This is a genomic window from Flindersiella endophytica (assembly GCF_054779015.1).
In genome coordinates this window covers 50,377-63,346 of the sequence record NZ_BAAGYY010000024.1, presented here as the reverse complement: position 1 = coordinate 63,346, position 12,970 = coordinate 50,377, and the positions used below count along the sequence as shown (strand labels likewise).

Genomic DNA, 12,970 nt, shown 5'->3' with positions numbered 1-12,970 from the left:
GGGCCTCTGACATGAACTTTGGCGAGGTGGAGGCTACGGGAAGACGTTCACACCCTGCCCCAAGCCGTAAGGACGCTGATCAGGAAGCTACCCAGGCTTCGCTCCAAGATCGCAAACTCCGCCGACGAGCGACCACCCGCCAGTGACGGTGAATGCGTCTTGGCTCCAGCTGGGCGACAGTCCCCAGACCCGGTTGGCGCCAGATGTGGTGGCTGAGCTTGTTGTGGCTTATCGGTCTGGCCGCACCATCTGCGAGCTTGCCGGCCAGTTCAGGATCGCCCGCCAAACCGTCAGCGAACACCTCCACCGCCACGGCGTGGCGATGCGTCGCCAAGGCCTCTCAGACGATTAGGTACTTGAGGCCATCCGACTCCGCAAGCAGGGCCTAACGCTCAAGACGATCAGCCAGCATTTCGAGGTCTGCATCGACACCGTACGCGACCGCCTGCGACGCAGCGGCCTATCGACCGGCCGGCCCACGTAGCCGGTCGCCTGGCCTACTCGCGTACTCCCGCATGGCGTGGGGGCAGGTGCAAGCCATGCACACTGCCCCTGTCGCGATGGGCACCATCACTGAGCTGGGCTCGCAAGGCAAGCCGGTGCGCCGATCCTCAACCGTCTGAGTAGTTGCAGTCCATTATGGTTAGCCATCCAGGCCAGTGCCGGATACATCTTGGCGCGCTTCCTCGAAGAATTCGTCGAGCAAGGCAAACAACGTCGCCACTGCCTCTTCATCTTGCTGCTCGGTGAAGTAGCGGATGTCAGGCCAGGCACGGTCATCGTATATCTCGCACAGGACGAGATATGGCCAATACAGCTCCGGCCGCCCCTTTCCGCGAGGGATGAGCCAGCTATGAAATTGCTTGAGGACACGGTTGCCCGAGCCCAGATCGTATCCGTCCAGAAAAGCGCAGGTCCCCTCGTAGGTCTTGCGTATCACGTACATGCCGTGAAGCTTTTTGAAATTGCGGAGAAATTCAGCCAGGGGCGTGGTCGTCGTCATGATCAGAACCCAAATTCGATGTATTTCCAGTAGTCAAAGCGTCTTTTATACTCTTCGATGCCAATCCCATTCTGATGCCACTGATCATAGACCTTGCGATCTTTGCCGGCACCTTTGATTACCACGGTGTGGTGGAACCAGGTCTCCTGAAGCTCCGGAGTACCCGGCCCGCCCGGCCGGTACGGTCCCAGGGATATCGGACTACCATCCGGACCGACGACAGAGAAGGTCTTTATTTCGCCACCACTTTTCTTCGCAAACGCCTCTGCCCACTCGTCACAACCCGCGTTGTGGACCAGGACGGGCGTCTGGCCAGCCAAGACATAGTAGGTGTTGGTGCCGTCGGAGGTGAGGTTGCCGGCTTCGTCGTAGTCCAGGGTCTGGCCGTCGAAGGTGGTGAGGCGGTTGGCGGCGTCGTAGACCATCCCGGATGCCGGCTGGGGCAGGGTCGCTTCGGCGAGGGTGCCGGCCACCTTGGTGCGGCGGTCGAGCTTGTCGAAGGTGTAGGTGACGTTGCCGGTGAAGGCAGTCCCTTGCTTGTAGGTGATCTGCGGCGTCGTAGATGTATCTGGTCTTGCGGCCCATCGGGTCGGTCGTCGCCGTGAGCTGCCCGTCCACGTAGTCGCTGGTGATCAGGCCGAGCGGTGTCTTCGTCTCGGTGACCTTGCCCTGGGCGTTGTACTTCGCGGTCCGGGCACTGTTCCTGGGGTCGGTCAGCTTGGTGACGTTGCCGGCTTCGTCGTACTCGAGCAGCGTGGTGTTGTTGTTGGCGTCGGTCACGGTATCCGGGAGACCGAACGGTGTATTGCGGTACGTCGCGCACGCCGAAACAGACTTCGTACCCGCGGTGGCGCCGAAGGCTTCGGGGTTGCCGGCCGCGTCGTAGTCGATGCTGGTGGTGCGACCGAATCCGTCGGCGGCCTGCTTCGGTAGGTCGGTTGCGGGGGCCTGGTTGACGGAGACGGTGTACTCGTTGGCGGTGCCGAGGGCTGCCGGAGATGCGTTGCCGGTCAATCAAGCGGCTGCGCCCGAGGACGGCGGCGAAACGCTCGACCTCTCACCCGCCCGACTGACGATAACCGTCGGCTTCGGACCCACACTTTCCCAAAAGTTCGGCCGCGACCGGTACGGCATCGCCAAACGCAAACCAGAGGCGGGCCCTTGGTGAGCTGCCCGAATTTCCTGGAGACCGCCTCAGCCTTGAACGCAGCGGCGGCGACATCGCCATCCAGGCATGCGCCGACGACCCCCAAGTCGCCACCCACGCCATCCGTCAACTCACCCGGCTCGCACTCGGCACTGCCATGGTCCGCTGGACCCAACTCGGCTTCGGCAAAACAGCCTCCACCACACCAGCCGAACAGACACCACGCAACCTGATGGGCTTCAAAGACGGCACCAACAACATCAACGGAACAGACACCGCGGCACTGAACCGTCACGTCTGGGTTCCAGCCACAGACGGGCCAGCCTGGCTGAGGGCTGGAGGGGGGCATCGCCCGCGGAGTCCGCATCCACCTCGAAGCCTGGGACCAAGCCAGCCTCGGCGACCAGCAGAACACCATCGGCCGGCTCAAAGGCATCGGCGCGCCACTCGGCGGCCGCAAGGAACGAGTTGCCGTCAACCTGGCCGCGCTTCCCACCGACTCACACGTCCGGCTCGCCCACCCCGATGCCAACAACGGCACCCGCATCCTGCGCCGCGGCTACTCCTCCATCGACGGCAGTGACCAACAAGGACGCCTCGACGCCGGCATCTTCTTCCTCGCCTACCAACGCGACCCCCGCACCGGCTTCATCCCGCTCCAGCGCAAGCTCGCTGCCAGCGACCGGCTCAACACCTACATCCGGCACACCGCATCCGGCATCTGGGCCTGCCCACCTGGCCCCGAACCCGGCGGATACTGGGGCCAGGAACTCCTGGCATGAGAGACGAGCCGATGATGTCCCATCCCACCCAGCTCCCAGAATCGGACACGTAACACAAAGAAGCCCTCTCCCAGAAAGCTGAGAAAGGGCCTCTGACCTTGCTTGTGGACCTTACGGGAAGAAGTTCAAACCCTGCCCCGGGCTGTAAAAGTGCTGGTCAGAAAGCTATCGGAGCTTCGCTCCGAGATCGCAAACTCCGCCGACGGCCGCCCTGCTGTCACTGACAGTGAATCTGCACCTGCTCCCGGTGGACGACAGTCACAAACTCGGTTGACGCCGGATGACGTGGCAAGGCTGGTCGCTGGGTACCGGTCCGGCCGCACTATCTACGAGCTTGCCGGCGAATTCAAGATCGCCCGCCAGACCGTCAGCGAACACCTCCACCGCCACGGCGTACGCATGCGTCGCCGAGGCCTCACCGAGACCGATGTTGCCGAGGCCGTCCGGCTCCGCAAACAGGGCTTGACGTTGAAGACGATCAGCGATCATTTCGAAGTCTGTATCGACACCGTGCGTCACCACCTGCGCCGGAGAGGCGTAGCCACCGATCGACCCGCGTAGCCGGTCGCGAGGCCCAGGCTACGCGCAGTCTCCCGCATCGCATACGGGCAGACGGCGGTCATGCACAACGCCGCTGCCGTAATGGCGGCCAGGGCCGAGTCGTGAGCGAACTGGAGGACCGCGTGCAGTGCCCGCTTCGGCCGAGCAGCCATTGCCTCCAGTTCAGCATCCGGTGGTACCGGGTCACCGCTCGAGTTCAAGTTGAGGCAGCCAATCCCGTCGCGGCCCGGATGCCCGCCGGTCTGCTCTCGCCATGCGGCACCGGCCGGCGGAAATCTTGGCCAGACTACGACCTGCACTGGACCGTGATAGCGGTGTCCCACGTCAACGCCTATAGCTCCATCGCGGAGGCAGCACCAAGCGTCAACGCCAAACGACCGGTCAACCGCCAACGGTACGACAAAGGTCCACATGACTTCGCATGCTCGAGGTAGTCGCCCGGAGCGCAAACCGCTGGTTCACGTCTGACATACGAGATCGACGCCCGGACGCCACCCGCTCGAACCAGGTCTCCCGCACGCAGCGCGCGCTGGCTTCCGGCAAGCAATGCCGCGAGCGTGACCCACAGCGGCAGCATCCCACCCGCCCACAAACGAGAACCGCACGACAAGCAGTGAGGGGCGATCATGGTGAACCAGGCGACCTGAGCCAGCAGCACCGGCCATACGTGCCGGACCCCAGCAGGCTATGCGGCGCGCCATCAACGACCGGCTGAAAGCCTGTAAGGCTTGGTGAGCGCTATTCATTCAAAATCAATGGAGCGATTTGAATCGCTACTCAGATATAAACACACTTCCCCATGCTGAGCCCTCGCTGGTTGCGGTCTTATATGCCCTCGAGATCTCTTCGTCAAAGATTACCGACAAGGTAGTCGGATGATATCTGAGATCCGGATCGGACTCACCGAGCGCTACCACAAAGCTACCTCCACCGTGAAAACTAACCCGAAATGCCCACACACTTCGCGGACAACCACTCTCTGAAGTATGCCATCCGATGCCCACCTCTCGAATTGTCTTGCCCAAGATTGGCCGCCATTGCGGGTTTCTATTCATCGATACGCACTCCGGCCCATTCAGGCCACTAGCCGACACTCCGTCGACAACAAGAGCAAGTCCTTGCACCAAGTCATCCATTGCCCAAGAGATGACGACGTGCGTGTTTCTGATGGATAGAATTACGTCGAGATCAACCTCATGGACCGGCGCATTGTCGCCGCTAGTTGCACCGTGCGAAAAGACCGGCCTCACATAGTACACCTCCTCGATCGGGCCGCTCCCAAGGGCATGGAGCACCGCCTGTAGGTTCTGTGTGTCACCGTCCATGATTGGCGAACTCAACTAAACCTCCTCAATATCTAAACCTACTGAAGTAGCCAAAGCTCCCATCTGGCCCGAATACGGCGCCGGCTCCGTCTGGCTTAATTACTCTAACTCCGCCAGCAAAGTTACCGCCGTCGACACGCTCGATCTTCCTCCGCGGATGGTAGATGATATCACGCAACAACTGGAGTCCAGCGTCGTCCAGATCCTTTCCTGGGACAGTGGGAAACTGTCCCCGATCCATGTGCTTCTGATACTCGCGCCCCACCCGAGTAAGGCTGCCCTTGGATGCCCGCCGCCCTGCGCTCAACCAGACCGCACTCAGAGCGTCGTCCAGGAAGCCCCGGACCATGATCGGGAGCGCGACCATCATGATGCCTTCACCGCAGCCCTTGATGAAGCCGCGGCCGAAGTCGCCAAGGCTATGCTTGCGGCCTAGTAGCCAGCCGGCAGTTGTGTTGATGGCTCCACCGCCGAGGCATGCTCCAATAAGGCCTCCGGCATGTACGGGCGTCGTCCCAAATGGGTCGGTGAAGTCGACCGGGTCGCCGGCGGCGTATTCGTAGAGGTTGTAGCCGCCGTCGAAGCCGATGGGGTCTTCGGAGATGAAGCGCATGAGTTTCGGGGAGTAGAGTCTGGCGCGGTTGTCTTGGAGGCTGGCGGGCATGGTTGGGCCGGAGATGCGGCCAGTCCAGCGGATCGGGTTCGAGTCCGTCGGTGCAGAGTTGCTGGTGTTGCCGAACAGGTCGTATGCATAGGAGGTCTGGACTCGTCCGGAGGCGTCGGTCAACGCGAGCGTCGATCCCAATGCATCGCGCAGGTAGGCGTTTGCCGCTTCTGTGGCGTCGAAGCGCGCGAGGGTCTCGTCGTGGCCGAGGCCGTTGAGGAATGTCGACTTGGTGCCGTCAGAGCCGGTTTGGCCGATCAACTCGTCACCGTCGAAGCGGAAGCCCGTGGTCAGGCCGGCGACTGTTGTGGTTGTGCGGCGGCCGAGCGGGTCGTAGCGCAACGTCGAGGTGGATGCTCCTTCGTCGACTGCGACGAGTTGGCTGCGGGCGTCCCATTGGTAGGTGTTGGTGCCGTCGGAGGTGAGGTTGCCAGCCTCGTCGTAGCCTAGGGTTTGTCCGCCGAAGGTAGTGAGGCGGTTGGCGGCGTCGTAGATCATCCCGGATGCTGGTTGCGGAAGGGTCGCTTCGGCGAGTGTGCCGGCGACCTTGGTACGGCGGTCGAGCTTGTCGAAGGTGTAGGTGACGTTGCCCGTGAACGCCGCGCTCTGTTGGTAGGTGACCTCCTTCAATTGGCTGGCGTCGTCGTAGCTGGTGGTTTCGGTGACCCCGCCGGGCAGGGTCTTGGTGACCAGGCGTCCGTCAGGGTCATAGGTGTATTCGGCAGTGACGGCGCCGCGGTTGACCTTCCACAGCAGGTCGTTCGGGTAGTAGTCGAATGTGACGGGTTCTTCGCCGGACGCTGCCATGGACTTCAGGCGGCCGCCGTCGTCGTAGTCGTAGGTGATGTCGCCTTGCGGGCCGGACTCCTTGGTGACTCGGTCGAGGTCGTCGTACTCGTAGGTGATCGAACCGGCACCGGGTGTGGAGTCGGCCACGGTCTTCAGCCGGCCACGGGTGTCGTAGCCGTAGGTGAGCGTGGACTCGAAGACCTCGGGGCCGGTCTTGCCGAAACCGACGAGTTTGGTGCGTCCGAGTTCGTCGTATCGGTATTCGGTGACCTTGCCGCGGCGATCGGTGTGCAGCTTGAGCCGGCCCATGGCGTCGTACTCGTACGTCTCGTACGCGCCGAGTGGGTCGGTGCGTTTGACCAGGCGGTCGGCGTCGTCGTACTCGAAGTGTGCGGTGTGGCTGCGGGCGTCGGTGACCGACAGGACGTTGCCGTTCTCGTCGTGGTCGAAGACGAGGCTGTTGCCTTCGGCGTCGGTCGTCGACTTGACGACGTTGGCGGCGTCGTAGGTGGTTTTGGTGGAGGTGCCGTCGGGTGCGATGGTCTCGACCACGCGGCCTGCGGCGTCGTGGATGTACTTGGTTTTGCGACCCATCGGGTCGGTCGTGGCCGTGAGCTGGCCGTCGACGTAGTCGCTCTTGGTGATCAGTCCGATCGGTGTCTTCGTCTCGGTGACCTTGCCCTGGGTGTTGTACTTGGCGGTCCAGGCACTGTTCCTGGGGTCCGTCAGCTTGGTGACGTTGCCGGCGTCGTCGTACTCGAGCAGGGTGGTGTTGTTGTTGGCGTCGGTCACGGTGTCTGGGAGACCGTACGGCGTGTTGTTGTACGTCGCCCGCGCCGAGACCGACTTCGTGCCGGCGGTCGCGCCGAAGCTTTCGGGATTGCCGGCGGGGTCGTAGTCGATGCTGGTGGTCCGGCCGAAGCCGTCGGTCGCCTGCTTCGGCAGGTCGGTCGCGGGATCCCTGTTGACGGAGATGGTGTATTCGTTGGCCGTGCCGAGGGCGCGGGTGTCGGTTACGAGGTAGCCCTGGTCGTCGTAGCTGGTCTTACGTTTCACACCATCGGGTTCGGTGACGGTGGTGGACAGGACGCGTTTGCCGTCGGTGCTGAGCTGGTAGTCGAAGGTGTAGGTGCCCTCGCCCAGCAAGGTCTGCGTATGCACGCGACCGTTCGCGTCGTAGGCATTGGTGAGGTAGGTCTTGCGGCGGGCGTCGGTGATGGTGGTGATGCGGCCGGCGGTGTCGTAGCCGTACTCGGTGACTTCGCCGTGGGGGTCGGTGACGGTCTTCAGGCGGTCGCCGTCGTAGGTGTAGGACACCGAGCGGCCGATGTTGTCCTCGACCTTGAGGATCTTGGGCATGCAGTTGGTGCTGCCGCAGGATTCGTAGGTGTAGTGCAGCCAGGCGCCGTTGGTGGAGCGTACTTCGGTGATCGGGCCGTAGTAGCTGCCGTAGGTGTTCTTGTACTTGCGGATGATCTGGACACGGTTGCCCTGTGGGTCGTAGATCTCCTGCAGGGGTGCGATGTCACCGAACACGTAGGTGAAGCCGTTGCGCAGCTTGAGGTGCCATTTGCCGCCGGCGTTGCACTTGCCGACCATGGAGAACCTGGCCTTGTAGAACTCCGGCGACGCGCTCCGGGCTTCGAAGGTGGCGTCGCAGAAGCCAGTGCCGGGCGAGATGCGGACGAAGTGCACTTGGCCGCCGTCGGGGAAGTTCAGGTCGGCTTCCTGGTATTGCTGGCGTGAGGACAGGAACATGTTGTAGAAGTCGTTGCTTCCCATGCCCAGTGGGCGTTTGCGGCCGTCGCCGGAGTTGTAGCCGCGGGTGAGCTCGAGCGGGATGACGTCGTCGACGGCCAGGTCGGTCTGCTTCGTCGTGAACAGGCCGCTGGACAACTCGACTGGGTCGCCGGCCATGTTGAGGAACTTCAGCAGAAACGTGGCGAGCCCTTCGGCCATGCCTTCGACGTTGATCATCGCGCCGTCGAAGTCGTAGATGGCCGTGGAGGTGTCGGGCTTGATCTGGCGGCCGGCCTGGTCGACCTGGCCGCCGCCGTAGATGCCCCAGCCGGCGTCGTTCTTGTCGTAGTGCCAGAAGTTGACCCGCTGCCCGGCCTGCAGCTTCAGGTAGTTCGGGTACACGAGGCGGGCCGCGCCACCGACCAGTTTCCCGCCGGCGGGCTGGACGGTGAAGTACGTCGGCACCTGAACCCCGTCCGGCATCGGGATCGGTGTCCGGTTGACCGGGATCTGGGTGATGCCAACCCTCTTGGCCGGTTTGCCATCGGCATCCAGCACCGTCACGCCGGCCGGGATATGCAACTCCAGCCCGGGGATCGCTGGGTTGGTCAACACCACCGGATGCTTGGTCGGCGACTCGATGGCGACCTCATACTCGGTGTCCAGCGCCGGCAGGTACGGGGTGTAGTGCAGCCGGTTCTTCCCGGACCGCAGCCTCACCTGCACGTCGAAGACACCGTAGGTCTTCTGCTTGGTCGACGCGCTCCGGCCGTCCAGCCGCAGCACCTGCATGCCCTGCTGCAGTCCACTGAGGCTGAAGGCGCCACTGGAATCGGTACGCGTGCGCCGCGGCCCGACGCCGACCGTCACACCACTTAGCGGTTCACCGTCGGTCCGGCGCACGACACCGGTCAGTCCGGCTGTCGCCCGCTTCGGCGCCCTATACGTCGTTGCCGGCGCCCCGTGCGGGAGCTTCTTCAGCGTGGCCTTGTCGATCGACGCCTGTGAGGGCATCGGGCCTTTGCGGAACGGGTTTCCGACCATCGGCTTCTCAACCGGCGGTCGCTTCGCCGCGAGCGCGGCTTGCGTCAGCTGGAGCGTCGTGTTGCCGATGTCGTCCTGCTGCGGGTCGATCTTGATCGTGTACGTGCCGGACGCATTGAGGGTGACAGTCCTGTTCGGGGTTCCCGAGACGTTGAACAGGTAGGTACACGCACCGGAGGGCGGGCAGAGGTTCGCGATCGGTGTCGCGGTGTTTGTATAGGTCTCCGCCGTCACGGTGAACGTGACGTTCTGGCCGGCCGTGCCGGTGAACGTGATCGCGGAGTTCTGCCCAGGCCTTGTCGTGCTCACCGTCACAGGCGAGCCGCCGATGCTCGCCGAGACTGTCGAGTCCGCAGGGACACTGGTGATCGTGACCTTGAACGTGCCGACTAGTTCGGCCTTCGGGTCAAGCACCACCCGATAGGTCCCCGCCTGCGTGAGCGTCTGCGTGTCGAGGAACCCGGTCGCCGAGGTCAGACAGGTAAGTCCGACAACACGACGGTCGTCAGGAGCGAACAGGGTCGCGTCCAAGCAGACTGTTCCGGCCGTCCGCTCCACCTTGGTGAAGATCCGCTGGTTCGCCGTCGCGGTGAACGACACGATCCCGTTCTGGCCCGCCTTGGTCGTGGTGACCTGGCCGGCCGCGCCGTCGATGATCGCCGTCGCCGTCGCATCGGCTGGAACACTGGTGACAGCGATCGTGAACGTGTTGGTCTCCACATCGTTCGGGTCGACAACGAGGCGGTAGGTGCCGGCTGCTGGAAGTGTCACCGGATCGACGTAGGTCGGGCTGCTGTTGGCACAGGAGACATCGGCCAGTTCGCTGCCGTCGGGTGCGTGGAGCACCAGGCTGACGCAGCGGCTCGATGTCGTGGACTTGGTGACCTTGGTGTAGACCCGCTGGCCGGCGCTGCCGGTGAACGACACGGCTCCGTTCTGGCCTGGTTTGGTGATCGCCAGCACGCCGGTCGCGCCGTCCACCACGGCGGTCGCTGTGGCGTCGGCGGGCACAGAGTTGATCGTCGCCTTGTACGTGCCCAGGTTCAGGGCTTGGGGATCGATCAGGAGGGTGTAGGTCCCTTTCCGGGGCAGCGTCAGGGTGTCCAGCCTTCCGTCACCACTGAAGAACTGTTCGTTCACCGGTCGCCCGTCGGGAAAGAGCACCGTCACCCCGTCTGGACCGAACAAGCTGACCTCGTACGCGCCGCCGGTTCCGGTCAGCTGGGTGTAGATGCGGTCGCCCTCGTTCGCCTCGAACGTGAACCGGGCCTGCTGGCCCGGTGCCGTGGTCGTCAGCGACGCCTGTGCACCGTCCACCAGGATCGGTGTGGACAGGTCGGAGAAGACCGACGCGAGCACCTTGACACTTCCGGTACGGGAAGGCGGGCTCTGCGTGTCGACGGGATCGATGACCACCGCATACGTGCCTGGTGGGGAGCCGGCTGGCAGGTCCCAGTAACTGTTCGCACCGACCTTGGTGTCCACCGCCGCCTGCTTGGGCCCGTAGACCTTGATGTTGTAGCCATCGAGCCCGAACGTTTGGTCGGAGACGCTGACCTGGGCACGTTTGCCGGCGGGCAGGTCGAACAACGCCACGGCGATGTGCCCGGCCGTGTTGACCGGCACCGTCGTCACGGTGCCGGGTGTCAGGCGCAGGGCCTCGCCGGTGCCGATGTTGGCGGCCAGGAACTCATCCGGCGGCACGATCACATCACCCGTCGACTCGGCGGACACACCTCCCGGTGTGGTGACCTTGACGTGCCCGAATAGCGGGTCCGGTGGCAGCTTCACCGTCAGCTGGCTAGCCGTGGCGGCTGTCACCTGGACGCGTTTGCCGTTGACCGACACAAGGTTGCGGGTCTTGTCGGCGTCGAACCCGCTGCCGTTCAACGTGAACGAGCCGGCCCGGTCGAGCACGGCCAGACCCGTGTGGCTCACCGTCGGCGCGAGCGGGACGGCGGTGACGCGGAAGTCGGCCCAGCTCTTGGAGACACCCGCAACCGTGACATTCACGTTGCCGGTGGCCGCACCGGCTGGTACGGCGACGGTGATCAGGTTACGGTCGACGGAGATCGGCGTCGCGGAGACACCGTTGAACGACACCGACACCGCGCTCTTGTCGGTGCCGAAACCGGTGCCGTAGATCGACACCGTTTCACCAGTCGTGGTGCCGGCGGGCGAGACCTGAGCGACCGCCAGCGCCGTCGCGGGCATCGCGGCGACCTCGGTGATGTTGCCGGCCGGGTCGTAGCTGATCTTCGAACCGGCACCGGAGCCGTCGAAGACCGCGGTGACGCGGCCGTTGTTGTCGTGCGCGTACATCGCCCCTGGAGCCAGCGGCACGACCGGGCTGGATGCCGCCGAGGCTGCGCCTTCGCCGACGGCGTTCTTGGCTTTGACGGTGAACGTGTAGGCGGTGTTGTTGGTCAGCCCGGTCACGGTCGCCGTGGTCTGGTCGCCGTCCACGGTTGCGGTCTTGCCGCCCGGCGAGGAAGTGACGGTGTAGGAGGTGATCGGGGCGCCGCCGTCCGACGCCGGTGCGGTCCAGGTCACCGAGGCTTCGCCGTCGCTGCCACTGGCCTGGACGCTCGTCGGTGCGGCAGGTGCGGTCGGCGCTTTGAAGTAGCCGAACACGTCGACCCAGATCTTGACCGGGGCCGCCGTCGCCACGGCGCGGTTGGAAATCGAGACCTTGCCATCGCTGCCCAGCCGCGCGGTCACCGGCCCGTTGAAATACCCCTGATTCGCCTCGTAGGCGACATTCCACGGCGCTGTAGGCGCGGCCGTCCCCGACGGGTGCACAACCAGGAACGACGTCGCCGCGGTCTGTGTCCCGGAATCGGCGGAGTTCGCCGTCACCGTCATCGCCACCGCCGACACTCCGGTGTCCGGGATCTCGCTGAGGCCGAGCGGTGAAACCGTCGCCGTGGCCTGTCCTGCCAGCGAAGCGCCCGACGTGACGCGTGCCGATGTGATCGGAACGAACGTCGCGCCCGCGTTGACGGTGTTTACCGGTGTGGTGAAGTAGCCGACGACCTCGGCGACCACCGTCGCGGCCGGTGGTGTGGTCGAGGTCGAGGTGTGGTTGTGGTAGATCCGCACCTTGCCGTTGCTTCCGACCTTGCTGACCACGAGATTCGACTTGTACACGTTCGCCGTCTCGTACTGCACCATCGGCGCGGCGGGCGGGGTCGTGGTGTCGTCGGCGTACGCGGTCAGGTAGCCAGGCGCCACAGATGCCCGGCCGGACACGTTCAACACCACAGCCGACACACCACTGTCGGGGATGCCACCAACACCCAGCACGTTGAACGCGGTCGAGTTATTGTCCGGGATCGTCGCGAACTGGTTGCTGGAGTTTGGGTCGAGGTCCAGCCGCGTGGTCGTCAACGGCACGAACGTCGACTGGGCAGTGCTCGCCGCCGACGACAGCCAGTACCCCTCGACCGCCACGTCAACTGTCGCCGCCGCGGACGTCAGGTTGTAGATATCCAGTTCGCCGTTCGCGTTGGTCTTCACCACCGAGAAGGCGCGGTTGAGCTTGTTCGCCCGAAAGTGCAGGTTGGCCGTCGTCGGCCGGGTCGTCCCTGTCGGATAGGCGACAAGCTGGCCCGCCACCGTGCTCGAAGCAGACAGACTCAAGGCCACCGCGGCGACGTCCGCATCGCCCGGGATGCCACTAACGCCTCCACGAACCGACACCTTGCTCGCCTGGTTCGTCGGAATCGACCGCCCGGTCACGATCTGAGCCGGTGTCAACGGAACGAACTGCCCCGCCGACGGCATCAACCCCACCGCGGCCGGGCGAACTGGAGGCGGCGCCTCAGCCTGCGCCTGTCTTGGTGCCAGCGGTGCCGGACCATTGCTCGGCGAGACCGCCAACGCCAACGACGTGATCAAAACGATGGAGAGCAG

7 protein-coding genes and 1 pseudogene are annotated in these 12,970 nt (G+C 64.2%); 4 read left to right on the top strand and 4 right to left on the bottom strand.

All coding sequences use genetic code 11. The features are described from left to right. Window positions 1–643: 643 nt before the first annotated feature. Window positions 644–1,003: a hypothetical protein gene (locus ACYVF6_RS28140; RefSeq protein ID WP_460525608.1), complete on the bottom strand. Its 360-nt coding sequence runs from the start codon at window positions 1,001–1,003 to the stop codon at window positions 644–646. A 2-nt stretch (window positions 1,004–1,005) separates the two neighbouring features. Beyond that, a complete protein-coding gene (locus tag ACYVF6_RS28135; protein ID WP_460525607.1) occupies window positions 1,006–1,476 on the bottom strand; it encodes a hypothetical protein in 471 nt (156 codons plus the stop codon). Window positions 1,477–1,631: 155 nt separating this feature from the next. Here ACYVF6_RS28135 and ACYVF6_RS28130 point away from each other — a divergent pair, with 155 nt between their 5' ends. From ACYVF6_RS28130 to ACYVF6_RS28115, 4 genes and pseudogenes are all read left to right on the top strand, one after another. Next, window positions 1,632–1,889, top strand: coding sequence for a hypothetical protein (locus ACYVF6_RS28130; protein ID WP_460525606.1), 258 nt, complete (start codon window positions 1,632–1,634; stop codon window positions 1,887–1,889). Window positions 1,890–1,892: 3 nt separating this feature from the next. Next, a complete protein-coding gene (locus tag ACYVF6_RS28125) occupies window positions 1,893–2,171 on the top strand; it encodes a Dyp-type peroxidase domain-containing protein (RefSeq protein WP_460525604.1) in 279 nt (92 codons plus the stop codon). Further along, a pseudogene (locus tag ACYVF6_RS28120) lies at window positions 2,161–2,478 on the top strand (Dyp-type peroxidase domain-containing protein); the annotation flags it as partial. The gene ACYVF6_RS28125 and the pseudogene ACYVF6_RS28120, both read left to right, overlap by 11 nt. 7 nt (window positions 2,479–2,485) lie before the next feature. Further along, the gene (locus ACYVF6_RS28115) at window positions 2,486–2,932 is read left to right on the top strand and encodes a Dyp-type peroxidase (RefSeq protein WP_460526572.1); all 447 of its coding nucleotides are present in this window, start codon (window positions 2,486–2,488) and stop codon (window positions 2,930–2,932) included. A 258-nt stretch (window positions 2,933–3,190) separates the two neighbouring features. Here the strand turns inward: ACYVF6_RS28115 and ACYVF6_RS28110 are convergent, their stop codons facing one another. Both ACYVF6_RS28110 and ACYVF6_RS28105 read right to left on the bottom strand, forming a co-directional pair. Then, a complete protein-coding gene (locus ACYVF6_RS28110) occupies window positions 3,191–3,421 on the bottom strand; it encodes a hypothetical protein (protein ID WP_460525603.1) in 231 nt (76 codons plus the stop codon). A gap of 1,422 nt (window positions 3,422–4,843) precedes the next feature. Further along, complete coding sequence (locus ACYVF6_RS28105) at window positions 4,844–12,841, bottom strand: RHS repeat-associated core domain-containing protein (protein ID WP_460525602.1); 7,998 nt, start codon at window positions 12,839–12,841, stop codon at window positions 4,844–4,846. Between the last annotated feature and the right edge of the window lie 129 nt (window positions 12,842–12,970).

Coding starts and splice junctions, on each gene's coding strand:
- ACYVF6_RS28125 (WP_460525604.1), top strand. CDS start 1,893: ATGCTGGTGGTGCGACCGAATCCGTCGGCGGCCTGCTTCGGTAGGTCG.
- ACYVF6_RS28140 (WP_460525608.1), bottom strand. CDS start 1,003: ATGACGACGACCACGCCCCTGGCTGAATTTCTCCGCAATTTCAAAAAG.
- ACYVF6_RS28110 (WP_460525603.1), bottom strand. CDS start 3,421: ATGATCGCTGATCGTCTTCAACGTCAAGCCCTGTTTGCGGAGCCGGAC.
- ACYVF6_RS28105 (WP_460525602.1), bottom strand. CDS start 12,841: ATGCCGTCGGCGGGGCAGTTCGTTCCGTTGACACCGGCTCAGATCGTG.